The following is a 23,989-nucleotide window of genomic DNA, read 5'->3' as shown; positions in this document are numbered from 1 at the left end:
CGCTACTCGACCCCGATCAGCAGCGCGTCACCGTGGTGGCCGGTGCGGTAGGTGACCAGTTCGGTCCCGGGGTGGTGATCGTGCATGTGCCCTTCCAGGATGTCGCTGAGCGCGCCCGCGTCGGCGTCGCCTTCGACGGCGGCGCCCAGCAGCACCGTCACCAGGTCGCCGCCGGAGGCCAGCAGGAGATCGAGCAGACCTATCGCCGCCCCGATCACATCGGCGGCCACGATCAGCACCTCGTCGCCCGCGATGCCCAGGCCGTCGCCGGTGTGGCAGCGGCCCGCCCAGGTCAACGCGCTCTCGGTGGCGATGCGCACCGACCCGTGCCGTGCCGCGCCGGCGGCGCGGGCCATCGTGTAGCCGTCGTCAACCGCCTGGCGGTCGGTTTCGTGCACGGCCAGCGCGGCCAGCCCCTGCACCATCGACCCGGTCGGGATCGGCACCACGTCGATCCCCCAACCGATGGCCGCGGTGCAGCCGGCCACCAGTTCCTCGGCCGGCACGTAGCCGTTGGGCAGCACCATCACCTGTGCGGCACCGGTGTCGACGATGGCCCGCATCAGCTGGTGCGCACTGATGTTGGTGACGGGATCGCGCGCGGCCGGATCGCGTTGCAGCACGCAGGCCCCCTCACCGGCGAACAGGTCCGCGGCACCGTCGCCGTCGACCACCGCGAGCACCGCGCGCTCGCGCGTCCAGCCGCCGACGGGCAGCCCGGGGCTGGCGGAGCTCAACGCCGAGATGACGATGCGGCTGAGCCGCCCGGCCGCCAGCCCCGCCTCCACGACGGCGCCGGCATCGTCGGTGTGCACATGGACCGAGTACGTGCTTTTCGCCGCTGACGGCGCAGACGCGATGCCGACCGAATCACCCAGTTCTCCCAGCCTGTCGCGCAGCGCGTCCGCCGCCGTGCGGTCGCAGCCGTCCAGCCGGTACATCACCTCGAACTGGGGCGGCGGGCGCTGTGCGGGCACCTCCGGCTGCGGCGCGCGCGGCGACAGCTCGTACACCGTGCGGGCCGGTGCTTGCCCGGTGATGGTGGACCGCAGCGCGTCCAGCAGGACGAGCAGGCCTCGCCCGCCGGCATCCACGGCGCCGGCGTCGGCGAGCACATCGAGTTGTTCGGGCGTCTTCTCCAGCGCGACCACCGCAGCGTCACCGGCGGCGATGACCGCCGCCACCAGGCCGTCCCCGGCTGCGGCGCACTGCGTTACGGCGGTTGCGGCCGCCCGCAGCACCGAGACGACGGTCCCGGGGACTTCCTCACCGCCCATCGAGCTGATCACCAGCTCCACGCCGCGCTGCAGCGCGGCACCCAGGACCACCACGTCGATGTGGGACAGCTCACCCCCGGCGTCGGCCGCGGCGGTCGCGGTGACGTCGGCGATGCCCCGCAGGATCTGCGACAGGATCACCCCGGAATTGCCGCGCGCGCCGTTCAGGGCACCGGTCGACAGCGCGGCCGCGGCCCGCGCGACGCAGGTCGAGCCACCCTCGGTGCCGGCGCCCACTTTGGCTTCGGCCAGGGCCGAACGCATGGTGAACAGCATGTTGGCGCCGGTGTCGGAGTCGGCGACGGGGAAGACGTTGAGCCGGTTGATCTCGTCGATGTGCGTGATCAGGTCGCTGACGGCGGTGTGCGCCCAGTCGCGCAGGGTGATCGCGTCGAGCAGACGATCCTCCGACGTGTCAGCAGTGCCCAGGGTGACCCACCTCCTCCGCACCTGTCGTCGCCCAGCACCCGGTGGGCGCCAGCGTAGCCCGGCGACGCCCGCTGCGGCTGCCGGTAACCACGCGGGCCGAATCAGCCATCGAGCCTAGCCAGAGGGTGCGACAGCGGCGGTGACCGTTTTGGCGGATGCCAAGACAGTCGGTATCCTCAGGTGGGCCCGGGTGCACCCGGGTTGTCCCGGCCAGATTGCCGGACCCCCGAGATTTGAGGAGCTTGAACAATGGCCGCTGTGTGCGACATCTGCGGGAAAGGCCCCGGCTTCGGTAAGTCGGTGTCGCACTCCCACCGCCGCACCAGCCGCCGGTGGAACCCCAACGTCCAGACCGTGCACGTCGTCACCCGTCCGGGCGGCAACAAGCAGCGCCTGAACGTCTGCACCTCCTGCATCAAGGCCGGCAAGGTCGTCCGCGGTTAGTGGGCGATCGCCGGCGCGGCCGCGGCGCTGTAAGCCGGGCGCGGCGGGTCGCCGCACAGTCCGAGCCGCGCGCGCCGGGTCACCACCATCGGGCAAGCGCAGCCGTCGTTCACATGACGACGTGGCCGGCGTCCACGGGTAACGCCACGCCGGTGATGTAGCGCGAGCGCGGTCCGGCGAGCCAGAGCACCGCTTCGGTGACGTCTTGGACCTCGACCAACGCCGCGTCGGGCAGCAGCGTCTGGGACAGCGCCGGGTTGGGGTTCTCCAGCATCCGGTTCACCACGAAATCGTTGAGGATCATCGGCGTCGCGACACCGCCCGGGTGAATGGAATTGACCCGAATCTTGTGTGCCGCATAGGCATTCGCCGCCGAACGCATCAGCCCCACCACTCCGTGCTTGGATGCGGCGTAGGCGAACATTGCCGCGCTACCGTCGCCGCCGCGGCCGGTCAGGCCCTGCGATGAGCTGACCAGCACCACCGAACCGCCCCGGCCCTTGCGCACGATCGAGGGAACCGTCGCCAACAGCGTGTGCCACGCGCCCTTCAGATTGGTGTCGACGATCGTGTTGAACACCGGTTCGGACTCGGGGTCGGTGACCCCGATGGCCACCACCCCGGCATTGGCGATAACGACGTCGATGTCGCCGAGTTCGTCGACACCGGCCTGGACCCCAGCCTGCAGGGCCTTGAGGTCACGGACGTCCACCGCGACGGACACTGCTTTGCGCCCGGCCGCCTGGACCAGCTGCACGGTCTCGGCGAGCTCGGATTCGGTCCCCAAGGAATAGGGGATCGCGTCGAGATCGGCGCAGATGTCGACGGCGATGATGTCGGCGCCCTGTTCAGCCAGCGCGACGGCATGGCTGCGGCCCTGTCCGCGCGCGGCGCCGGTGATGACGGCGACCGTGTTCTCGAATTCACCCATGGCTATACCTCCAGTGTCGTGCCGGTTTCGTGCTCGGCGAAGGCCACCAGCCGCGCGGCCGTGTCGTAATCGCATGCCAGCGGCGCGCGGCCGATCAGCACCGGGCCGCCGCGCAGCCCGAACCTGCCAGTGACCCCAACGTAGCTGCCCGGCGGAATCGGCTCGCTAATGCAGTAGAGCGTGGGCGCCGCACCCTCGTCGATGTCGTTGGCCAACCGGTCGGCCACCGCCTTGACGCCCTTGTGGGCCAGCGACATCAGCGGCGAGTCGCCCAGGTTCGACAGGTTCGAGGCCACCCAGCCCGGATGGGTGAGCTGCGTGACGATCGGCGATCCGGCGGCGCGCAGCCTGCGATCCAGCTCCAGGCCCCACAGCATGACCGCGAGCTTCGACTGCGCGTACGCGCCCAACCGCGTCCACTTGTGCCGGCGCAAGTGCAGGTCATCGAGGTGCAGCGTCGCCGACCGGTGCGCGTCGGACCCGACGTTGATGATCTGCGAACGCACCTTTGCCAGCAGCAGATTGGTCAGCGCGAACGGCCCGAGCAGGTTGGTGCCGAGCGTCATCTCGAAGCCGTCGACCGTCTCGGTGCGCCGGTCGGTCAGGGCGCCGGCGTTGTTGATCAGGATGTCCACCGGCTCGTCGATCAGGCCCGCAAAACTCCGCACTGACGACTGGTCGGCGAGGTCTAGCTTGACCACAGATGTCGAGCCGCCCATCGCCGAAATCTCCGTGGCGCGTTGCTCGCCGAGTTCGGTATTGCGCACCGCGAGGATCACGTCTGCGCCGGCTTTGGCGAGCGCACGCGTGGTGCCGAGCCCGACACCGTTGGTCGCTCCGGTGACGATCACACGTTTGCCGGTGAGGTCGCCGAGCCTGCTCGGTGTCCACGGTAAGGTCACGGCGATCAAGGGTAATGGTCGGTTCTATGTAAGTTGAACCGGCACTGCCAACATAAGAGCCGAAGACTCCCGAGGCGGTTCGACATGAGTGACAGCGCCACCGAGATCACCAACCTCATCTACACCTACGCGCAGCTTCTCGACGGCGGCGACCTGGACGGGGTGGCCCGGCTCTTCGAGCGCGGCCGCATCTGCGGGGTGGAGGACGGCCCACCGGAGACGGTGTTCGACGGTTCCGCGCGGGTTCGAGAGATGTATGAGATGGCCACGCGGATCTATGACGACGGCACGCCGAAAACGAAACACAACACGACCAACGTGCAGCTCTACATCGACGAGGCGGCCGGGACCGCGCGGAGCACGTCCTACTACTGCGTCACGCAGGCCACCGCCGACCTGCCGCTGCAGGTGATCGTGACCGGGCACTACAAAGACACCTTTCACCGGGTGGACGGGGCATGGTGCTTCGACAGCCGCACCATGTTCGTCGACCAGGTCGGCGACGTCAGCCAGCATCTGAAGTTCTGACCCGTGGCATCCGTGAGCGCGTGCGACGGACCGATCGACCCGACGTGGTGCTCTGCGACAAGCTTTTTGGACAGCACATCGGAGGAGCAGCACATGCCTGATCACCCGATCGCGACGGCGTCCCAGCACGAACAGGAGCTGGCGGCCCTCGACCTGATCGAGCACGCTACCGTCAAGGCCGCCTACCGCACGATCGCCGAGACCTGGCTCGGGCGCGCCAAGGCGTCGGACGCGATGCGCGAACGGTTCAACGACGCGTTCGCCGAGGTGATGTTCTCGGCGGCGGTGTGGTCGTCCAATCAGGACAAGCTGCGGCCTAAGGTCAGCTGCATCACCCGCCTCGCCCACCCGGTAAATGGCCGGAGCATTCCCGGATCGCGTTGGGGCATCGACAATCCCGACAGCGTCTACCGGGTAATCCCGATCTCCGGGGAGGAACGTTACGAGATCCACGGCCGGGTCGGAGAGCACCGCATGACCGAGAACTATTTCACGCTGTGGGACGCGCACATGGGCACCGTCGCCGTGCTCAACGGCCGCACCATGCAGGTCGAGTCCGGCGGCTACACCATCACCGTCGACGCCGAACCCGCCAGCGGGCGGCCAAACCACGTGCAGACGTCGCCGGAAGCCCACGAGTTCTACATCCGCGACGTGTTACTGGACTGGGGCCGCGACGATCCCAATCACATTGCGGTGCAACGACTTGGCGGCCCACCGACCACGCCGGCGCGCACGCTCGACGAACAGGCCGAGGCCACGGCGGCGATGATGGATCGTTTCGCCAACTTCACCGGCAAGCTCAGCCACGGTATCTACAAGATGCCGGCCAACCATTTCAACCTGGCCTGGTCAGCCGACAAGGTCGGCGCGATGCGCAAGCAGGTCTACGTCATGGGCCGGTTCGACCTCGCCCCCGACGAGGCGTTCGTCGTCGACCTGAATGACGGTGGCGCCGAATACTTTACCGTCCCGCTGAGCAACATCTGGGGCACCACTTTGGATCTCGTCGACCGCACCGGCAGCCTCAATAAGGCGCAGTCGGTGGCAAACGAGGATGGTTCGTACACCTACGTGGTCTCGCCCGTCGACCCCGGCGTCGCGAACTGGATCGACTCCGACGGCTTGCGGGAAGCCATCTTGACCCTGCGCATGGCGGAGTTCGGCGAGGGCGGTCCGCGGCAGGACCTCGGCGCGCGGGGGCGGGTGGTCAAGCTGGACCGGCTCGACGCCGAGGCGCCCCACTTGCCGCGGGTGAACGAGGGCCAGCGGGCGATCGAGCTGGCGGTGCGGCGCAAGGCCTATCTGCGTCGCCTGCCGGAAGGGACGATCTGACGATGTCGCGCTGGCTGATCACGGGGTGCTCCACCGGCTTTGGCCGCGAGATCGCATGCGCCGCACTGCAAGCCGGCCACAGCGTGGCGGTAACCGCACGGCGGGCCGAGGCCGTCGCCGATATCGCCGACGAATTCGGCGACCGAGCCCTTCCCGTCGCCCTCGACGTGACCGATGCCGCCCAGATCGCGGCGGCGGTGTCGGCGGCCGAAGCGGCGTTCGGCGGAATCGACGTCCTGGTCAACAATGCGGGTCACGGGTATCTGTCCGCGGTGGAAGAGGGTGAGGACGCGGTGGTGCGAAAGCTATTCGACGTGAACTACTTCGGTGCCGTCGACTTGATCAAGGCGGTGCTGCCGGGCATGCGCGCCCGCGGGTCCGGTCACATCATCAACATGTCCTCGATGACGGGTCTGGTGGCCAACCCGCCCAACGCCTATTACTCCTCGACGAAGTTCGCGCTGGAGGCGGTGACCGAGGTGCTGGCCGCAGAGGTGCGCCCGCTGGGCATCAAGGTGACCGCCATCGAGCCGGGCGCGTTCCGCACCGATTGGGCGACGCGGTCGATGACGGAATCGGGCAACCCCATCGCCGACTACGCCGACGTGGCCGCGCGCAAGAACCTGATCAAGCAGTTCGCCGATCACCTACCCGGTGATCCCAAAAAGGTCGCCGCGGCGGTGCTGATGGTGACCACGCTCGACGAGCCGCCACTACGGCTGTTGCTGGGCCGTGACGTGCTGAAGGCCATGCGGGACAAGATCACTGCGATGTCGGCGTCGATCGAGCAGTGGAAGGCCGTCACAAAGGACGTCAATTTCGCGGACTCGTGACAGCTACTGGCCGCGACAAATTACCACGCACACGACACGCCGGGTGGAATGTGCCTGGTTTATGTCTCGAAAAGCGGTGCGCCAGCCCGTCAATCCCGCACGATGAGGACCGTCTTGCCGGCGCGCCTGTCGGCGTCGCGGCTTTCATACGCCTCCCGGCCCTCGTCAAGGCTGAACGTCCGGGCGATCGCGACATGCAACCGGTCGCCGTCCACCAGCGCGGCGAGTTCGTCAAGCTGGCTGCGATTCGGCGTGACGATGAAGAAGGTTGCGGTGACGCCGAACTCGTCGGCCCTGCCGTCCGGAGGCGGTGCCGACAAGGTGACCAGGCGGCCCCCTCGGCGCAGGACGCCGAACGATCGCTCCAGGGTCTGTCCGCCGACCGTGTCGATGACGACGTCGTAGCCGGCGCCGGCTTCGTCGAATGCCTCCGTGCGCACGTCGATCACTCGATGGGCCCCGCAGCCGCGCAGGAGGTTGGCGGTGCCGCTGCGCACTGTCGCGGTCACGTGAGCACCCAGCAGCGCGGCCAGCTGCACTGCCAGCAGGCCCACTCCCCCGGCGCCCCCGTGCACCAGCACGGCCTCGCCCGGTTGCACGGCGGCGTGGTCCACCAAAGCCTGCAGAGCGGTCAGGCCGGCCAGCGGCAGCGCGGCGGCGACGACGTGCGACACCGTTGACGGCTTGGTGGCCAGGTCGGCCGCGGGCACGGCCACGAATTCGGCCGCCGCACCGTCGCGGTCGAACCCGATCAACCCGTACACCTCGGCGCCGGGTGCGAAATCCGTGACGTCGGCGGCGACCGCTTCGACGACGCCCGATACCTCGTGTGATGGGATCACCGGGAGTCGGCTGGCCCCGTCGCGGGTCCAGGTCTCCTCCCACGTGAGCTCGTCGAAGGTGATCCCTGCCGCGTGTACGGCCACCAACACTTCGCCGGCGGCCGGCACCGGCCGCGGCGCACGTTCAAACACCAGCTCTTCCGGGCCGCCCCGCCGGTGCGCCCGCAGCGCGGTCATCTCGGTCATGGCAGGCGCCAATCGATCGCCTCTGCGCCCATCCCGGTCAGCAGCTCGTTGGCGCGGCTGAACGGGCGCGAACCGAAGAACCCTCGCGAGGCCGACAGCGGCGACGGATGCGGCGACTCGATCGCAACGCAATTTCCCTGGGCAAGAATCGGTTTCAGTGTCGAAGCATCACGCCCCCACAGGATCGCCACCAGAGGCCGCGACCGCTCCGTCAGCGCCCGGATGGCACACTCGGTCACCGCCTCCCAGCCTTTGCCGCGGTGTGAGGCGGGATTGCTGGGGCGCACCGTGAGCACCCTGTTCAGCAGCAGCACGCCGCGCTGGGCCCAGGGCGTCAGGTCACCGCACGAGGGTAGCGGATGGCCCAGATCCGTGGCGTACTCCTGAAAAATGTTGGCCAGACTGCGTGGCAACGGTCGCACGTCGGGCGACACCGAAAAGCTCAGGCCCACAGCGTGTCCGGGCGTCGGGTACGGATCTTGCCCGACGATCAGCACCCGGACGTCATCGAAGGGATAGGTGAAGGCTCGCAACACATTCGGTCCTGCGGGTAGATACCTGCGCCCGGCCGCGATCTCGGCCCGCAGGAATTGCCCCATCTCGGCCACCTGATCGGTCACCGGTCGCAGCGCACTCGCCCAGCCGGGCTCCACCAGTTCACTCAGCGGGCGCGCGGTCATCATCGGCTCTTCGCGATCGCGTAAACGGTCACCGCGTCACCCTAATACGACTGCCAGCCGGCGTAGCCCATCCACTCCTGATCGTCGACGAGCACCCGCGCCGGCCCGTCGAGAACCCGCCCGATGATGCGCCATCCGGCCGGCGCGGGACCAGCGAAACACGCCGCCAGCGCGTGGTCCTCACCGCCGCCCAGCACCCAGTGCCAGGGATCGGCGCCCACCGCGGCCGCGGCGGCGCCCAGCGCATCGCGGTCCGCGGCCAGCGCCGCCGTGGACACATCCATGCCCACCCCTGAGGCCTCGGCGACATGACGGAGGTCGGCGACCAGGCCGTCGGAGATGTCGATCATCGCCTGCGCACCCGCGGCGGCTGCCACCGCTCCCTGACCGTAGGGCGGCCGCGGCACCACATGCCGGCGCCGCAGCTCATCGTGGCCATCAATATCGTTGCGCCACAAGTCAAATCCTGCCGCCGAGCGGCCCAGCTCCCCGGCGACCGCGATCAGCGCACCGGGCTTCGCGCCCGATCGGAGCACCGGTGGGTGTCCGTTCGGGTCGCCCAGCACCGTCACCCCGATGACCCACTGCGGGCAGTGGACCAGGTCACCGCCGGCAATGCCCGCACCGATCCGTCGCGCTTCGTCCCACATCCCGTCGACCAGCTCGTCCAGCTTCGCCGCCGGCGTATCACCGGGTGCGCCGAAGGCCACCACAAATGCCGTCGGCCGACCGCCCATCGCCTCGATATCCGCGGCGTTCTGGGCAATCGCCTTGCGGCCGATGTCGTGCGGCGTTGACCAGTCCAGCCGGAAATGCCGATCCTGGACGAGCATGTCGGTCGACACCAGGGCGCGGCCATCACCCGAGGTCACCAGCGCCGCATCGTCCCCCGGCCCGAGCACGACCGCGGCGGGCTGCTCGCGGCCCCGCACCAGTCGATCGATCACGGCGAACTCGCCGAGTTGCTGCAATGACGGGTTTTCGCCCGATTCGTCTTGCACGCCACCTCCTTCGGCGCGTCGGTCCGGTGCGGGCCGGGCGCACCATAGGCCCCGCCCGCGGAACGGACCGCGCCAGTGTAGAACTTCGCGCGTGTGCGGGCCTTTTTTCGGCACGAGAATAAATTGGCACCCGGGTCAAGGCGGGCGATAGTGGTCAAGAGAGAAGGAGGTGCGTGGGCGGTGCCAACCCAGTCGGACGCCGATGTCGGGCCGCCGCGCGCGCTGATCATTGTCGCGATCGCGCTAGCGGTCGCGACAATCGGCGTGATCCTGGCCATCGCGGCAACCCGCGAGGCGCCTCCGCGTTCAGTTGCGGTTCCCGCGGTTCCGGCGCCGCAGGCCAGCGGCACCGCATGCGGGGCGTTGATGGGTGCGCTGCCGCAGCGGCTCGGCGATTATCAGCGCGCGCCCCTTGAGCAGCCGGCCCCGCACGGCGTCGCCGCCTGGCGGAGCGGGCCGGCCGGTGACCCGGTGGTGCTGCGTTGCGGGCTGGACCGCCCGGCCGAGTTCGTTTTGGGATCCCCGATCCAGGTTGTCGATCGGGTGCAATGGTTCCAGGTGCGTTCCGAGCAGCAATCCGCCGGTGATGCGGGCCGGTCCACCTGGTACGCGGTGGATCGCGGAGTCTACGTTGCGCTCACGCTGCCGAACGAATCGGGACCGGCGCCGATTCAGCAGCTATCCGAGGTGCTCGACCGCAGCATCCCGGCGGTGCCCATCGACCCCGGCCAGCCCCGCTAGATCGAATGGTGGCGACCCGACGCGCCCGGCCACGCCGCGCTGGCGATCGCCACAGGATCAAATGGTGGCGACCCGCCGCGCCCGGCCACGCCGCGCTTGCGATCGCCACATGATCAAATGGTGGCGACCCGCCGCGCCCGGCCACGCCGCGCTTGCGATCGCCACAGGGATCGCCACTAACGCAGGCCCACGCCGCGGGCCAGGGCGGTCTGAACCATCGTCGCAAGCAAGGTCGCGTAATCCACGCCGCTGGCCGCCCACATCCTCGGGTACATCGAGATCGTGGTGAATCCCGGCATCGTGTTGATCTCGTTGAGCACCGGCCCGTCTTCGGTGAGGAAGAAGTCCACCCTGGCCAGGCCCTGGCAGTCGATCGCCTTGAACGCCCGGACCGCCAATTGGCGCACCGCGTCGGCGATTTCGTCATCCACCTTGGCGGGCACGTCCAATTCGGCCGCGTCGTCGAGGTATTTGGTCGAGAAATCGTAGAAGGAATCCTCGCGCCCGCGCACCCCCGCGACCCGTATCTCGCCCAGCGTGCTGGCTTCCACTGTGCCGTCGGGCATTTCGAGTACGCCGCATTCCAGCTCACGACCGACGACGGCGGCCTCGATGATGACTTTGGGGTCATGCCGACGCGCCATCGCGATGGCGCCGTCCAGCTGATCCCAGCTCGACACCCGGCTCACGCCGATCGAGGACCCGCCCCGGGCAGGTTTGACGAACACCGGCAGGCCCAGCCGCTCGCACTCGTCAGGGCGTGGCCTCGAGCGCGTCGGGCGCAGCACTGCGTAGTCACCGATCGGCAATCCTTCGGCGGCGAACAGCTTTTTGGTGAACTCCTTGTCCATGCCGGCCGCGCTGGCGAGCACGCCGGCCCCCACGTAGGGCACACCGGCGAGTTCCAGCAGACCCTGGATGGTGCCGTCCTCGCCGTAGGGGCCGTGCAGCACCGGAAACACCACGTCCACCGACGCCAACACCTCACTGGCGCCGGGTGCAAGGGACACCAGCTGGCCGCTGCGCTGAGGATCGGCGGGCAGCGCCAATTCTGTGCCCGACCCGGCGGTTACCTCGGGCAGTTGCCGGTCGGTGATCGCCAGCGCGGCCGGGTCGCCGTCGGTGAGCACCCATGACCCTTCCGGAGTAATGCCGATCGCGAGCACCTCGAACCGCTCCGGGTCCAGATTGCGCAAAATGCTGCCCGCTGAGACGCACGAGATGGCGTGCTCATTGCTGCGCCCGCCGAAAACGACGGCGACGCGCACCCGCTCGCTTGAGCTGGGGCGCGGCGACCGCTGGCTGGCATTCACAATCTCAAGAGGCTACCGGGTGGTTCCCGGCCCGGTCGGGTGGCGGGCCTTGGCGTGGCCCTTTCTCCCATGTTCGGCGTCGCTTATTCGGGCTTGGTTCGGCGGCCTAGGAGCAGGGCCATCGCCTCGTCCACCGACAACCCTTTGTGACAGACGCGGTGAACGGCGTCCGTGAGGGGCATTTCGACGTCGTAACTGGCGGCCAGCGCCAACACCGCCTCGCAGGACGTCACACCCTCGACGACGTGCCCGTCGCCGCCATCGGGCGTGCCGGCCAGCACCGTCTGGATGGTCTCCCCCCGGCCGAGGCGTTCGCCCAGCGAACGATTGCGCGAACGCGGTGAGCTGCAGGTCGCCACCAGGTCACCGACTCCGGCCAGCCCGGCCAGCGTCGCGCCCTTGGCGCCGAGTGCTATCCCCAGCCGCATGATCTCGGCCAGGCCGCGGGTGATGATCGCCGCCGTGGTGTTCTCGCCGAGCCCGACACCGACCGCCATGCCGCACGCCAGGGCGATGACGTTCTTGCAGGCCCCGCCGATCTCGGTGCCGACCACGTCGCTATTGGTGTATGGGCGAAAGTAGCCGCTGTTCAGCATGCGCTGCAGGGCGACCGCCCGGCCCGAGTCGCTGCATGCGATGACGGTGGCGGCGGGCTGGCCTGCGGCGATTTCGCTGGCCAGGTTGGGGCCCGAGATCACCGCCACCTGGGACGGGTCGACACCGGTGACTGCGACGATGACCTGGCTCATCCGCATCAGTGTGCCCAGCTCGATGCCCTTGGCCAGGCTGGCCAGGGTCGCGCCCTCGCGGATCAGCGGCGCCCAGCGCTCGAGGTTGCCGCGCATCGTCTGCGCCGGCACGCCCAGCAGTACCGTCGACGCGTCGTGCAGGGCTTCGGCGGCGTCGGCGGTGGCACGGATGCCCGGCGGCAACAACGTCCCGGGCAGGTAATCGGGGTTGTATCGGGTGGAATTGATCTGCTCGGCGAGCTCGGGCCTGCGGGCCCACAGCGTGACCCGCGTCTCGGGCCCGCCAGCGTCGACCAGCACTTTGGCCAGCGCCGTGCCCCACGCCCCGGCGCCCATCACCGCGACGGCGCCCGATGATGCGCTGGTCATGTGTCACTCCCTGTCCGTGGTCGGTGTCGCTCGCGCGGCACGTGCAGCCGCTACACCCTAGATCAGCGACGGACCGGGCGTCACGGAGGCAAGCGTGTTCCGTGCGCCCGGCGGATCGCCCCCGATCGGCGAGCGATCCGCGGCGCATCGCTGGCAGGATGATTTCTCATGAGCGGCATACGAGCCGACGGTGCGGTCAACGGCACAGGCGATGTGGCGTTGATCATTGCCGTCAAGAGGTTGGCCGCGGCCAAGACCAGGTTGGCCCCCGTCTTCTCGGCACGCACCCGGGAAAGCGTGGTACTCGCCATGTTGGTGGACACCCTGACCGCCGTCAATCGGGTCCGATCGCTCGGTTCGATCACCGTAGTCACACCCGACGACGCCGCGGCCGCGGCTGCCAGCAATCTGGGAGCCGAAGTGCTGGTCGACCCGACACCCGAAGGTCATCCCGATCCACTGAACAACGCCATCACCACCGCGGAACGCGCGGTGGCGAGTTCTTTCGCCAATATCGTTGTGCTGCAAGGGGATTTACCTGCGCTACAGAGCCAGGAGCTGAACGAGGCCATAGCTGCGGCACGCCAGCACCGGCGCAGCTTCGTCGCCGACCGGCTGGCGACGGGCACCGCCGCGCTGTTTGCTTTCGGCAGCCCGCTCGACCCACAATTCGGCTCCGATTCCTCGGCACGGCACCGCAGTTCGGGTGCGATCGAGCTGACCGGCGCGTGGCCGGGCCTGCGGTGTGACGTCGATACTCCCACCGACCTCGCCGCCGCCCGTCGCCTCGGCGTTGGGGTGGCGACCGCCCGGGCCATCGCGACGCACTGATTTCGATCGGTCAATCTGTCGGTGGGGTAAACGGCATCCCAACGGCGAATGGATGTCCCTCGAGCGCTAGCAGCACCCGCGCATGATGAGCAATGATCGCAGGGTGACTGAAATCGAAGCTGAGGCGCGACCCGACGAAAATTTGTGGCATTCGGGCGACTCGGCCGTGGCGGCACCACCGGCGGCGACCCAGGCCACGCTGACCGATCTCCCCGAGGACCGCTACCTCAACCGCGAACTGAGCTGGCTCGACTTCAACGCCCGCGTGCTGGCGCTCGCCGACGACAACTCGCTGCCGCTGCTGGAACGTGCCAAATTCCTGGCGATCTTCGCCTCGAACCTCGACGAGTTCTACATGGTGCGCGTCGCGGGCCTCAAACGCCGTGACGAGATGGGGCTGTCGGTTCGCTCCGCCGACGGTTTGACGCCGCGCAAGCAACTTGCCCTCATCGGGGAACAAACTCAGCGGATCGCGACCCGGCACGCGCGGGTGTTCCTCGATTCGGTGCGGCCCGCGCTCGCCGAGGAAGGCATTCACATCGTCACGTGGGCCGATCTCGAGCAGCATGAGCGTGACGAATTGTCGAATTATTTCACCCAACAGGTCTTCCCCGTCTTGACGCCGCTGGCCGTCGACCCCGCGCACCCCTTCCCATTCGTCAGCGGCCTCAGCCTGAACCTGGCGGTCATGGTGCGTCAGCCCGAGGACGGCGGTCAGCACTTCGCCCGAGTCAAGGTGCCCAACAACGTCGATCGCTTCGTCGAGCTCGCCCCCATCAACAGCTCGGACGACGGCGGGCGGACCATCGTCCGCTACCTACCGACGGAAGAGCTGATCGCGGCCTTCCTTCCTCTTCTCTTCCCGGGCATGGAAATCGTGGAGCACCACGCTTTCCGCATCACCCGCAACGCCGACATGGAAGTCGAAGAAGACCGCGACGAGGATCTGCTGCAGGCGCTGGAACGGGAATTGGCGCGCCGCCGGTTCGGCCCGCCGGTGCGACTCGAAATCGCCGACGACATGACCGAAGGCATGCTCGAATTGCTGTTGCGCGAACTCGACGTGCATCCCGGTGACGTCATCGAAGTCCCCGGACTGCTCGACCTTTCGTCGCTGTGGCAGATCTACGATCTGGACCGGCCGGCACTCAAGGACCCGGCGTTCGTCCCGGACACCCACCCCGCCTTCGCCGACCGCGAATCTCCCAAGAGCATTTTCGCGACGCTGCGCGAAGGCGACGTCCTGGTGCACCACCCCTACGACTCCTTCTCTACCAGCGTGCAGCGCTTCATCCAGCAGGCCGCCGCGGACCCGAACGTGTTGGCGATCAAACAAACGCTGTACCGCACCTCCGGGGATTCGCCGATCGTGCGGGCGCTGATCGAAGCGGCCGAGGCCGGAAAGCAGGCCGTGGCGCTCGTGGAGATCAAGGCGCGTTTCGACGAACAGGCCAACATTCGTTGGGCACGCGCACTCGAGCAGGCGGGCGTGCATGTGGTCTACGGGCTCGTCGGCCTCAAGACGCATTGCAAGACATGTTTGGTGGTGCGCCGCGAAGGTTCTACCATCCGGCGGTACTGCCACATCGGAACCGGCAACTACAACAGCAAAACCGCCCGACTGTACGAGGATGTCGGCCTGCTTACGGCGAACCCCGATATCGGCGCGGACCTCACCGACTTGTTCAATTCGCTTACCGGCTATTCGCGAAAGGTCTCCTATCGCAATCTGCTGGTGGCACCGCATGGAATTCGGGCCGGCATCATCGAGCGTGTCGAACGCGAAATCGAAGCGCACCGCGAACGCGGAAACGGACGCATTCGGTTGAAGATGAATGCGCTTGTCGACGAGCAGGTGATCGATTCGCTCTACCGGGCGTCGCAGGCCGGGGTGCGGGTTGAGGTCGTGGTACGCGGCATCTGCGCGCTGCGCCCCGGCGCCGAGGGATTTTCCGAAAACATCTTCGTCCGCTCGATTCTCGGTCGTTTCCTGGAGCACTCGCGGATCATCCACTTCCGCAACATCAACGAGTTCTGGATCGGCAGCGCCGACATGATGCACCGCAACCTCGATCGGCGCGTGGAGGTGCTGGCTCAGGTCAAGGACCCCAAGCTCACGGCGCAGCTGGACGAATTGTTCGAATCTGCACTGGATCCGTCCACTCGGTGCTGGGAATTGGGTCCCGACGGGCAGTGGACCCCTTCGCCACAAGAGGGCCATACCGTGCGCGACCACCAAGTATCGTTGATGGAGCGCCATCGCAGTCCCTAGCTCTGTGCGGTGATATTCCGGTTATTTCTCCGGGCCGCATCCCGATTAAGCGTGCGGTTCTGAGGAAAATTGATCTGCAGGAGTTGAGGTGCCGACCCAGAATTCGTCCGCCGCACGGCGCTCCGGAAGCCGAGTCGTTTTTGCTGCCGGCGCGGTGCTGTGGCGACCCGGCACGGGTGATGCGGGCGACCACGACGTCGAGATTGCTGTCATCCACCGTCCCCGGTATGACGACTGGTCACTGCCCAAGGGCAAGGTGGACCCCGGCGAGACGGCTCCGGTGGCAGCCGTGCGCGAGGTGCACGAGGAGACGGGTCAGCACGCCATCCTCGGCAGGCGGCTCAACTTGGTGAGCTATCCGATCGACCAGGGCGTCAAAAAGGTGTGCTACTGGGCGGCGCGCTGCACGGGGGGAGAATTCGTGCCGGGCAACGAAGTGGACGGGTTGGTGTGGCTGCCCCTCCGCGAGGCGATAGAGAAGCTGGACTACACGCAAGACCGAAAAGTGTTGCGCCACTTCAACAAAAAGCCCGTGGACACGCACACCCTGTTGGTGGTCCGGCACGGCACGGCCGGCCGGAAATCGCGTTTCTCCGGCGACGACGCAAAGCGGCCGCTGGACAAACGTGGACGCGCGCAGGCTGAGGCGCTTGTGCCGCAGCTACTCGCCTTCGGTGCGTCGCAGGTGCATGCGGCCGATCGCGTCCGTTGCCACCAGACCGTGGAACCGCTTGCCGAAGAATTGGCCGTGCCCGTTCACAACGAGCCCACGCTCACCGAAGAGGCCTACGCCAAGAACCCGAAACGGGGACGCCACCGAATGCTGGATATCGCCGAGGAGAAAGGCACACCGGTTGTCTGCACCCAAGGCAAGGTGATTCCAGACTTGATCGCGTGGTGGTGCGAGCGCGATGGCGTGCGGCCGGACAAAGCGCGCAACCACAAGGGCAGCACCTGGGTGCTGTCACTGTCGGACGGACGGTTGGTGGCTGCCGACCACATCGGCGGCGCGCTGGCCGCCAATGTTCGGGCTTAACGTGATGGCGCCGGCCCACTGGGCCCGGCTCCGCCAAGCGTGTGACCGCCGCAAGCGTATGGCGGCGGCCCGCCGCAAGCGCACGAATACCCTTCGGGGGCTTCAATGCCGCCCGAAGGGTACTCGTGTCTAGAACTTGACTGCGCTACTTGCGACCGCGACGAGCGGTCGTCTTCTTTGCCGCGGCCTTGCGGGCCGGAGCCTTGCTCGCGGCCTTGCGGGCCGGAGCCTTGCTCGCAGCCTTCTTGGCCGGAGCCTTCTTGGCGGCAGTCTTCTTGGCCGGAGCCTTGGTCGCTGCCTTGCGAACTGGAGCCTTCTTGGCCGCAGTCTTCTTGGCGGGAGCCTTCTTAGCCGCGGCCTTGCGGGCCGGAGCCTTCTTAGCCGCGGCCTTCTTGGCCGGCGCCTTCTTGGCCGCGGCCTTCTTGGCCGGAGCCTTCTTCGCGGCGGTCTTCTTGGCCGCGCCACCTGCTACGACACCGCGCTTCACGGCGGGGCCCTCCGACGGGAGACGCTGTGCGCCAGACACAACCGCTTTGAACTGTGCACCGGGGCGGAACGCCGGGACGGACGTCGGCTTCACCTTCACCGTCTCACCGGTCCGCGGGTTGCGGGCCACCCGCGCTGCGCGGCGCCGCTGTTCGAACACACCGAACCCGGTGATGGTGACGCTGTCGCCCTTGTGTACCGCACGCACAATGGTGTCGACAACGTTCTCGACCGCTGCGGTCGCCTGTCGACGGTCCGTGTTCAATTTAGTTGTGAGCACATCAATGAGCTCTGCCTTGTTCATCAATCCCTCCGACACTAGTGGTCCTCGATTTGAACCGACTAGTGGACACGGTAAACCCTCACCCAGCAAATTTCCAAGAGCCACGCGCAATTTCAGGGCAAGGAGTGCGACGTTTTCGCAATCCGGTTGCCGCGCTTGACCGGTGGAGGGCATTAAAAATCGGCTCGGTTTAGTTAGCCGATCAAGCAGAAAGTCGGCTTCACGCAGCCGTTCAAGAGGCCGATAGAGTGCGCGGTTTCCAGTCCGGATACGCCGCCTCGAATGCCTCGATTGCGTCGAGTTTCCGCAGCGTAAGGGCTATATCGTCAAGACCTTCGAGCAGTCGCCAAGCGGTATGGTCGTCAATCTTGAACGGCAGCACCGTCGTTCCCGCGGTGATATTTCGATCTTGAAGATTGACAGTGATTTCCAAGCCCGGACTCTGCTCGATGAGCTTCCAGAGCAGTTCCACGCCGTCCTGAGAAACTTCGGCCGCCAGCAGCCCCGCCTTGCCGGCGTTGCCCCGGAAAATGTCACCGAATCGAGACGAGATGACCACCCGGAACCCGTAGTCCATCAGTGCCCACACCGCATGCTCACGCGACGATCCCGTCCCGAAATCGGGTCCTGCCACTAGCACTGACCCACGGTCAAAGGGGCTGAGATTTAGCACGAATGACGGATCCGAGCGCCAACTCGCGAACAATCCGTCCTCGAAACCGGTTCGGGTGACGCGCTTCAAATACTCCGCCGGAATGATCTGATCGGTGTCGACATTGGATCGTCGCAGCGGCACACCGATACCGGTGTGGGTGTGAAATGCTTCCATGGTCATCCCTTCAAAGTCGAATACGTCAGCTCAAATCGGCTGGAGCTGACAATCTGCCGCGAACCGCCGTCGCTGCGGCAACCGCCGGAGACACCAAATGCGTGCGGCCGCCTTTACCCTGGCGTCCTTCGAAGTTGCGGTTGGACGTCGCGGCGCATCGCTCGCCCGGCGCAAGCTGGTCGGGATTCATCCCCAGGCACATTGAGCACCCGGCTTGGCGCCATTCGGCCCCCGCGGCGGTGAAAACCTCGCCCAGCCCTTCGGCTTCGGCCTGCGCGCGCACCCGCATCGAACCCGGCACGACGAGCATCCGCACTCCCGGCGCGACCGTGCGGCCCCGCAGCACGTCGGCGACGGCCCGCAGATCTTCGATACGACCGTTGGTGCAAGAGCCCACGAACACCGTGTCAACGGCGACATCACGCATCGGCGTGCCCGGCCGAAGGTCCATATATGCCAAGGCTTTCTCAGCCGCCTGGCGCTGGGCGTCGTCGGCCATCAGCTCGGGATCCGGCACGGCGTCGCCCAACGGCACACCCTGCCCGGGGTTGGTGCCCCACGTCACGAACGGGCTCAGGGACGCGGCGTCGAGGTAGACCTCGGTGTCGAATTCGGCACCGGGGTCGGTGTGCAGCTGCTGCCAATAACTCATCGCCGCATCCCATTGCGCACCTCGCGGGGCGTGCGGGCGGTCACGCAGGAACTCGAACGTGGTTTCGTCTGGAGCCACCATTCCCGCCCGAGCCCCGGCTTCGATGCTCATATTGCAGACGGTCATCCGGCCTTCCATCGACAGCGATTCGATGGCGCTGCCTCGATATTCGATGACGTGGCCCTGCCCACCGCCGGTACCGATCTTGGCGATCAGGGCGAGAATGATGTCCTTGGCCGTCACACCGGCTGGCAGCTCCCCATCTACATTGACCGCCATCGTCTTGAACGGCCGCAGCGGCAAGGTCTGGGTGGCGAGCACGTGCTCGACCTCCGAGGTGCCAATTCCCATGGCCAGCGCGCCGAATGCGCCGTGCGTCGAGGTGTGGCTGTCACCACAGACGACCGTCATTCCGGGCTGAGTGAGGCCCAGCTGCGGCCCGACCACATGCACGATGCCCTGCTCGAGGTCGCCCATCGGATATAGCCGCACACCGAATTCGGCACAATTTCGCCGCAAAGTCTCGACCTGGGTCCGCGACACCGGGTCGGCGATCGGCTTGTCGATATCGGTAGTCGGAACGTTGTGGTCCTCGGTAGCCAGCGTCAAGTCGGGCCGACGCACCTGCCGGCCGGCCAGGCGCAGGCCGTCGAAGGCCTGCGGGCTGGTTACCTCGTGCACCAGATGCAGGTCGATGTAGATCAAGTCGGGCTCGCTGGCACCACCGGATACCACGACGTGGCCATCCCAAACTTTTTCGGCCAGGGTGCGCGGTTTGGTGGCGACCTCCGCCGCCCCTTGGTCGATTCCCATCTCGAACTCGCCTCACTTCGCCTCGTTAGCGGCTCGCCGATCATTCGGCTGTGATCTCATCATACGAGACGCTAGTATCTCCTTGTGAGACAGCATAGCGGCATCGGCGTCCTGGACAAAGCTGTGGGTATCCTGCACACGATCTCCCAATCACCCTGTGGATTAGCCGAACTGTGTGAGCGGACCTCTTTACCCCGCGCCACGGCATACCGGCTGGCCGCCGCCCTCGAAGTCCACCGTCTGCTGGCACGTGACGACGAAGGACGCTGGCTGCTCGGTCCCGCCGTCACCGAACTCGCCGCCCACGTCAACGATCCGCTTTTGACCGCCAGCACCGCGGTGCTGCCGCAGCTGCGCGAAACGACCGGGGAGAGCGTGCAGCTCTACCGTCGCGAGGGCGCCGACCGCGTTTGCGTGGCCGCACTGGAACCCGCTGCGGGCCTTCGCGATACGGTTCCGGTCGGGGCGCGATTGCCGATGACGGCCGGATCGGGCGCCAAAGTGCTACTGGCCCATAGCGACGCGGCCACCCAGAAATCGGTGCTCGCGACCGCGAAATTCACCGAACGAACATTGGCCGAAGTGCGGCGCCGCGGCTGGGCTCAAAGCGTGGCCGAGCGCGAGCCGGGGGTGGCGAGTGTGTCGGCGCCGGTGCGCGATGGCCGCGGGACCGTCGTCGCGGCCATCTCTGTCTCGGGTCCCATCGACCGGATCGGCCGGCGCCCTGGGGCGCGCTGGGCGGCCGATCTGCTGTCCGCCGCCGAAGCAATCACCCGCCGCCTCTGACCCGTTCCGGCCGCGAGTGTGCGTCCAGGGCGGCGTGATCGGCTTGGGCTCAAGGGGAATTTGTCGCCGTGGATGCACGCTCAACGCCACCAATGCACAGTGACCGCGGTCCGCCTGACAGACTGACCGGCATGGGAACCAATCAGCGCGCGAGCATCGTCATGTCCGAAGACGAGATCGCTGAATTCGTCGTGAAAAGCCGCACCGGCACGCTGGCCACCATCGGCGCCGACGGGCAGCCTCACTTGACCGCAATGTGGTACGCCGTCGTCGACGGCGAGATCTGGCTGGAGACCAAGGCCAAATCGCAGAAAGCCATCAACCTCAAGCGTGATCCGCGAGTCAGCTTTCTGATCGAGGACGGCCACACTTACGACACATTGCGCGGGGTGTCCTTCGAGGGCGTCGCCGAAATCGTCGACGATCCCGACGTCTCGCACCGCGTGGGCGTCAGCGTCTGGGAGCGCTACACCGGTCCCTATGACGACGACATGAAACCGTTCGTCGAGCAGATGATGAACAAGCGGGTCTGCGTTCGCATCGTGACCCGCCGGGCTCGTTCGTGGGATCATCGCAAACTCGGATTGCCGGCCATGCCGGTGGGCGGATCGACAGCACCAGCGGTGCTGGGGACCGACCAGTAGCCGCGATATTTGTAGCCCCGATGGGATTCGAACCCACGCTACCGCCGTGAGAGGGCGGCGTCCTAGGCCGCTAGACGACGGGGCCAGAAACGATCCGAGCAGTCAGCATAGCTCACCCTGTTAAGCCCACCTAATCGCTGGGAACGGCCAGAGTTTTGCTGGGGTACCAGGACTCGAACCTAGAATGGCTGAACCAGAATCAGCTGTGTTGCCAATTACACCATACCCCATTGGCTGCCTAAAACCGCTGGTCAGCGTCGATTGCGGGCTTTCATAAGCGCTTTGGAGTCCGCCGCCGCCAGCCGTTGTCGGCCTTTCGGTAAACCGCAGTGCAGACTACCAAAGTCTCGACGGACACTCCGCACACGCGGTCCCGGGCGCTCAAGCGGGGTCCCGCCCCGCCGTCTCCCGCGCCGCCCGCAGTCGCCGCATGCTGCGGTCGCGGCCCAGCAGCTCCAACGACTCGAACAACGGTGGGCTGACGGTCGTTCCGGTCGCCCCCACCCTGATCGGACCGAACGCCTTGCGCGGTTTGAGGCCCAGCTTCTCGATGAGCGCGGCCTTGAGCGCGGCTTCGATCTGCGGAGCGGTCCAATTCGCCACGGCGTCCAGTGCGGGCAGCGCCGCGTCCAGAACCGCGGCGCCGTCAGCTCCCAGTTCCTTGGCGACGGCCTTGGGGTCGAGCGCGTAGTCGTCGTCGTTGAGGAACTTCAGCAGGTCCCACGCGTCACCGAGGACCACGATGCGGGTCTGGACCAGGCCGGCCGCGGTGGCGAAGCTTGCGTCATCCAGTTCGAGGCGATGACCGTGAACGTCGAGATAGTCGCGCAACCTTGCGGCGAAGTCGTCGGCCGTCAGCATCCGGATGTGCTCGGCGTTGAGCGCGTCGGCCTTCTTCTGGTCGAAGCGGGCGGGATTGGAGTTGACGTTGACCACGTCGAACGCGGCCACCATCTCCTCAAGGGTGAACACATCGTGGTCGTCGGCGATGGCCCAGCCGAGCAACGCGAGATAGTTGAGCAACCCTTCGGGGATGAAGCCCCGGTCGCGGTGAGCAAACAGGTTCGACTGCGGGTCGCGCTTGGAGAGCTTTTTGGTTCCCTCGCCCAATACCGTTGGGAGGTGCGCAAACTGCGGAGTGCGCTCGGCGACACCGATCCGGATCAGCGCCTGATACAGCGCAAGCTGGCGCGGCGTCGACGGCAGCAGGTCCTCTCCCCGCAGCACATGGGTGATCTTCATCAGCGCGTCATCGCACGGGTTGACCAAGGTGTACAACGGATCTCCGTTGGCGCGGGTCAACGCGAAGTCGGGCACGGACCCGGCCGCGAAGCTGGTGGTGCCGCGAACCAGATCCTCCCACACGAGGTCTTCGTCGGGCATCCGCAACCGCACCACGGGTTTACGGCCCTCCGTCAGGAACGCGGCGCGCTGCGAATCGGTCAGCTGCCGGTCGAAATTGTCGTAGCCCAGCTTCGGATTACGGCCCGCGGCGACGTGGCGCGCCTCGACTTCCTCCGGCGTCGAAAACGCGTAGTACGCCTCTCCGGCTTCGAGCAGCCTGGCCACCACGTCGTGATAGATCTCACCGCGTAGCGACTGGCGGTAGGGGGCGTAGGGTCCGCCCACCTCTGGTCCCTCGTCCCAATCCAGGCCCAGCCAGCGCAGCGCGTCCAGCAGCGCCAGATAGCTCTCCTCGCTGTCGCGCTGCGCATCGGTGTCCTCGATGCGAAACACGAAGGTGCCCCCGGTGTGTCGGGCGTAGGCCCAATTGAACAGCGCCGTGCGGACCATTCCGACGTGCGGTGTGCCGGTGGGCGAGGGACAGAATCGGACGCGGACTCGGGCTGGTGCAGTCACGATTTTCCTTTGCGGACCACGGGATTGGTCAGGGTGCCGATGCCCTCGATGGTGATGGAGACGGTGTCGCCGTCCTCGATGGGGCCGACACCTGCCGGCGTTCCGGTGAGGATTATGTCGCCCGGCAGCAAGGTCATCACCGCCGAAATGAACTCGACGATCGAACCGATGTCGTGAATCAGCAGCGAGGTACGGCTGTGCTGCTTGACATCGCCGTTGACCTCGGTGCGCAGGTCCAGATCGCCCGGGTCCAGGGGTTTGAGGTCGGTGACGATCCACGGCCCCACCGGGCAGAAAGTGTCATGCCCCTTGGCCCTGGTCCACTGGCCATCGGATTTTTGTTGATCGCGCGCCGTCACGTCATTGCCGACGGTGTAGCCGAGGATGTTCTCCGCCGCCTGAGCGGCCGAGACGTCCTTGCAGGGCCGGCCGATGACGACCCCGAGCTCACCCTCGAAGTGCACCGGTGATGCGTTGGCCGGCAATCGAATAGGCACGTTCGGCCCGATGATCGCGGTGTTGGGTTTGAGGAAGATCACCGGATCCACCGGCGCCGGGCCGGTCATATCCTTCATTTCGGCGATGTGATCGGTGTAGTTCTTGCCTACACACACCACCTTGCTGGCCAGTATCGGGGCGAGCAGCCGCACGTCGGCCAGCGGCCATGATCGCCCGGTGAAGTTGGGCGTGCCGAATGGATGTTCGGCGATCTCGCGCGCGATCATCTCGGCTGGGGCGTTGAGTTCACCTTCGATACTGACGAAGGCGACACCTTCCGGGCTGGCGATTCGACCAAGGCGCATTTGGTTGAGCCTAGTGACGGTCGCGAGCGCGGCGTAGCCGGGCGTAGCGGGCTGCCACCGTCGGAGCCAGTGACGGTCGCGAGCGCGGCGTAGCCGGGCGTGGCGGGCCGTCACCATCGGAGCTAGTGACGGTC

23 protein-coding genes and 2 tRNA genes are annotated in these 23,989 nt (G+C 66.9%); 10 read left to right on the top strand and 15 right to left on the bottom strand.

Features of this window, described 5'->3' with window-relative positions; translation table 11 throughout:
• Positions 1-2: 2 nt before the first annotated feature.
• On the bottom strand, positions 3-1,706 hold the full coding sequence (locus AC5Y4F_RS26150; RefSeq protein WP_499999520.1) for a DAK2 domain-containing protein: 1,704 nt from the start codon (positions 1,704-1,706) through the stop codon (positions 3-5).
• Between the two features lie 249 nt (positions 1,707-1,955).
• On the opposite strand from AC5Y4F_RS26150, the gene rpmB reads away from it, so the two are divergent.
• A complete protein-coding gene (gene rpmB / locus AC5Y4F_RS26145; RefSeq protein WP_067931976.1) occupies positions 1,956-2,150 on the top strand; it encodes a 50S ribosomal protein L28 in 195 nt (64 codons plus the stop codon).
• Between the two features lie 109 nt (positions 2,151-2,259).
• On the opposite strand, the gene AC5Y4F_RS26140 is transcribed toward rpmB, so the two are convergent.
• Together AC5Y4F_RS26140 and AC5Y4F_RS26135 are read right to left on the bottom strand one after the other, a co-directional pair.
• Positions 2,260-3,081: a mycofactocin-coupled SDR family oxidoreductase gene (locus AC5Y4F_RS26140; RefSeq protein ID WP_067931977.1), complete on the bottom strand. Its 822-nt coding sequence runs from the start codon at positions 3,079-3,081 to the stop codon at positions 2,260-2,262.
• 2 nt (positions 3,082-3,083) lie between these two features.
• Positions 3,084-3,983: an SDR family NAD(P)-dependent oxidoreductase gene (locus tag AC5Y4F_RS26135; RefSeq protein ID WP_499999503.1), complete on the bottom strand. Its 900-nt coding sequence runs from the start codon at positions 3,981-3,983 to the stop codon at positions 3,084-3,086.
• 84 nt (positions 3,984-4,067) lie between these two features.
• On the opposite strand from AC5Y4F_RS26135, the gene AC5Y4F_RS26130 reads away from it, so the two are divergent.
• The 3 genes from AC5Y4F_RS26130 (at position 4,068) to AC5Y4F_RS26120 (ending at position 6,679) form a co-directional block, all read left to right on the top strand.
• Positions 4,068-4,511: a nuclear transport factor 2 family protein gene (locus AC5Y4F_RS26130; protein WP_067931980.1), complete on the top strand. Its 444-nt coding sequence runs from the start codon at positions 4,068-4,070 to the stop codon at positions 4,509-4,511.
• Positions 4,512-4,604: 93 nt separating this feature from the next.
• Positions 4,605-5,846: a hypothetical protein gene (locus tag AC5Y4F_RS26125; RefSeq protein WP_067932029.1), complete on the top strand. Its 1,242-nt coding sequence runs from the start codon at positions 4,605-4,607 to the stop codon at positions 5,844-5,846.
• A gap of 2 nt (positions 5,847-5,848) precedes the next feature.
• Positions 5,849-6,679, top strand: a complete 831-nt coding sequence (locus AC5Y4F_RS26120; protein ID WP_499999499.1) for an oxidoreductase — start codon at positions 5,849-5,851, stop codon at positions 6,677-6,679.
• Between the two features lie 89 nt (positions 6,680-6,768).
• Here AC5Y4F_RS26120 and AC5Y4F_RS26115 read toward each other — a convergent pair whose 3' ends face one another.
• Genes AC5Y4F_RS26115 through AC5Y4F_RS26105 form a run of 3 tightly spaced genes read right to left on the bottom strand, consistent with a single transcriptional unit; the run spans position 6,769 to position 9,388 of the window.
• On the bottom strand, positions 6,769-7,698 hold the full coding sequence (locus AC5Y4F_RS26115; protein ID WP_499999518.1) for an NADP-dependent oxidoreductase: 930 nt from the start codon (positions 7,696-7,698) through the stop codon (positions 6,769-6,771).
• A 5-nt stretch (positions 7,699-7,703) separates the two neighbouring features.
• On the bottom strand, positions 7,704-8,387 hold the full coding sequence (locus AC5Y4F_RS26110) for a uracil-DNA glycosylase (protein WP_067932030.1): 684 nt from the start codon (positions 8,385-8,387) through the stop codon (positions 7,704-7,706).
• A 41-nt stretch (positions 8,388-8,428) separates the two neighbouring features.
• A complete protein-coding gene (locus AC5Y4F_RS26105) occupies positions 8,429-9,388 on the bottom strand; it encodes a thiamine-phosphate kinase (protein WP_067931983.1) in 960 nt (319 codons plus the stop codon).
• 180 nt (positions 9,389-9,568) lie between these two features.
• On the opposite strand from AC5Y4F_RS26105, the gene AC5Y4F_RS26100 reads away from it, so the two are divergent.
• Positions 9,569-10,129, top strand: a complete 561-nt coding sequence (locus tag AC5Y4F_RS26100; RefSeq protein ID WP_082947502.1) for a DUF3515 domain-containing protein — start codon at positions 9,569-9,571, stop codon at positions 10,127-10,129.
• 176 nt (positions 10,130-10,305) lie between these two features.
• On the opposite strand, the gene AC5Y4F_RS26095 is transcribed toward AC5Y4F_RS26100, so the two are convergent.
• Positions 10,306-11,442 carry a D-alanine--D-alanine ligase family protein gene (locus AC5Y4F_RS26095; protein WP_067931985.1) on the bottom strand — a complete coding sequence of 379 codons (1,137 nt, stop codon included), beginning with the start codon at positions 11,440-11,442 and terminating at the stop codon, positions 10,306-10,308.
• Between the two features lie 83 nt (positions 11,443-11,525).
• Complete coding sequence (locus AC5Y4F_RS26090; RefSeq protein ID WP_067931986.1) at positions 11,526-12,560, bottom strand: NAD(P)H-dependent glycerol-3-phosphate dehydrogenase; 1,035 nt, start codon at positions 12,558-12,560, stop codon at positions 11,526-11,528.
• A 168-nt stretch (positions 12,561-12,728) separates the two neighbouring features.
• Between AC5Y4F_RS26090 and cofC the strand changes: the two genes are divergently transcribed.
• The 3 genes from cofC to mutT1 all read left to right on the top strand — a co-directional run bounded on the left by cofC (position 12,729) and on the right by mutT1 (position 16,699).
• Positions 12,729-13,391: a 2-phospho-L-lactate guanylyltransferase gene (gene cofC / locus AC5Y4F_RS26085; protein WP_067931987.1), complete on the top strand. Its 663-nt coding sequence runs from the start codon at positions 12,729-12,731 to the stop codon at positions 13,389-13,391.
• Between the two features lie 82 nt (positions 13,392-13,473).
• Positions 13,474-15,663, top strand: a complete 2,190-nt coding sequence (locus AC5Y4F_RS26080; protein WP_067931988.1) for an RNA degradosome polyphosphate kinase — start codon at positions 13,474-13,476, stop codon at positions 15,661-15,663.
• An 88-nt stretch (positions 15,664-15,751) separates the two neighbouring features.
• Positions 15,752-16,699 carry an 8-oxo-(d)GTP phosphatase MutT1 gene (gene mutT1 / locus AC5Y4F_RS26075; RefSeq protein ID WP_067931990.1) on the top strand — a complete coding sequence of 316 codons (948 nt, stop codon included), beginning with the start codon at positions 15,752-15,754 and terminating at the stop codon, positions 16,697-16,699.
• 145 nt (positions 16,700-16,844) lie between these two features.
• Here the strand turns inward: mutT1 and AC5Y4F_RS26070 are convergent, their stop codons facing one another.
• The 3 genes from AC5Y4F_RS26070 to leuC form a co-directional block, all read right to left on the bottom strand.
• On the bottom strand, positions 16,845-17,489 hold the full coding sequence (locus AC5Y4F_RS26070) for an HU family DNA-binding protein (protein ID WP_067931994.1): 645 nt from the start codon (positions 17,487-17,489) through the stop codon (positions 16,845-16,847).
• 211 nt (positions 17,490-17,700) lie between these two features.
• The gene (gene leuD / locus AC5Y4F_RS26065) at positions 17,701-18,297 is read right to left on the bottom strand and encodes a 3-isopropylmalate dehydratase small subunit (RefSeq protein ID WP_067932033.1); all 597 of its coding nucleotides are present in this window, start codon (positions 18,295-18,297) and stop codon (positions 17,701-17,703) included.
• Positions 18,298-18,322: 25 nt separating this feature from the next.
• Positions 18,323-19,762, bottom strand: coding sequence for a 3-isopropylmalate dehydratase large subunit (leuC, locus tag AC5Y4F_RS26060; RefSeq protein WP_499999495.1), 1,440 nt, complete (start codon positions 19,760-19,762; stop codon positions 18,323-18,325).
• A gap of 84 nt (positions 19,763-19,846) precedes the next feature.
• Here leuC and AC5Y4F_RS26055 point away from each other — a divergent pair, with 84 nt between their 5' ends.
• Together AC5Y4F_RS26055 and AC5Y4F_RS26050 are read left to right on the top strand one after the other, a co-directional pair.
• On the top strand, positions 19,847-20,548 hold the full coding sequence (locus AC5Y4F_RS26055) for an IclR family transcriptional regulator (RefSeq protein ID WP_499999492.1): 702 nt from the start codon (positions 19,847-19,849) through the stop codon (positions 20,546-20,548).
• Positions 20,549-20,679: 131 nt separating this feature from the next.
• On the top strand, positions 20,680-21,192 hold the full coding sequence (locus AC5Y4F_RS26050) for a pyridoxamine 5'-phosphate oxidase family protein (RefSeq protein ID WP_067932035.1): 513 nt from the start codon (positions 20,680-20,682) through the stop codon (positions 21,190-21,192).
• A 12-nt stretch (positions 21,193-21,204) separates the two neighbouring features.
• On the opposite strand, the gene AC5Y4F_RS26045 is transcribed toward AC5Y4F_RS26050, so the two are convergent.
• The 4 genes from AC5Y4F_RS26045 to AC5Y4F_RS26030 form a co-directional block, all read right to left on the bottom strand.
• Positions 21,205-21,277, bottom strand: a tRNA-Glu gene (locus AC5Y4F_RS26045).
• Between the two features lie 73 nt (positions 21,278-21,350).
• Positions 21,351-21,422: transfer RNA gene (locus tag AC5Y4F_RS26040), tRNA-Gln, on the bottom strand.
• A 151-nt stretch (positions 21,423-21,573) separates the two neighbouring features.
• Positions 21,574-23,052, bottom strand: coding sequence for a glutamate--tRNA ligase (gltX, locus tag AC5Y4F_RS26035; protein ID WP_082947504.1), 1,479 nt, complete (start codon positions 23,050-23,052; stop codon positions 21,574-21,576).
• Positions 23,049-23,855 carry a fumarylacetoacetate hydrolase family protein gene (locus tag AC5Y4F_RS26030; RefSeq protein ID WP_067932000.1) on the bottom strand — a complete coding sequence of 269 codons (807 nt, stop codon included), beginning with the start codon at positions 23,853-23,855 and terminating at the stop codon, positions 23,049-23,051. The genes gltX and AC5Y4F_RS26030 overlap by 4 nt, the downstream gene beginning before the upstream one ends.
• Between the last annotated feature and the right edge of the window lie 134 nt (positions 23,856-23,989).

This window comes from Mycobacterium sp. NGS56 (genome assembly GCF_059812425.1).
Note: the sequence above shows the minus strand (reverse complement) of the source record. Positions and strands in the feature narration are given on the sequence as shown.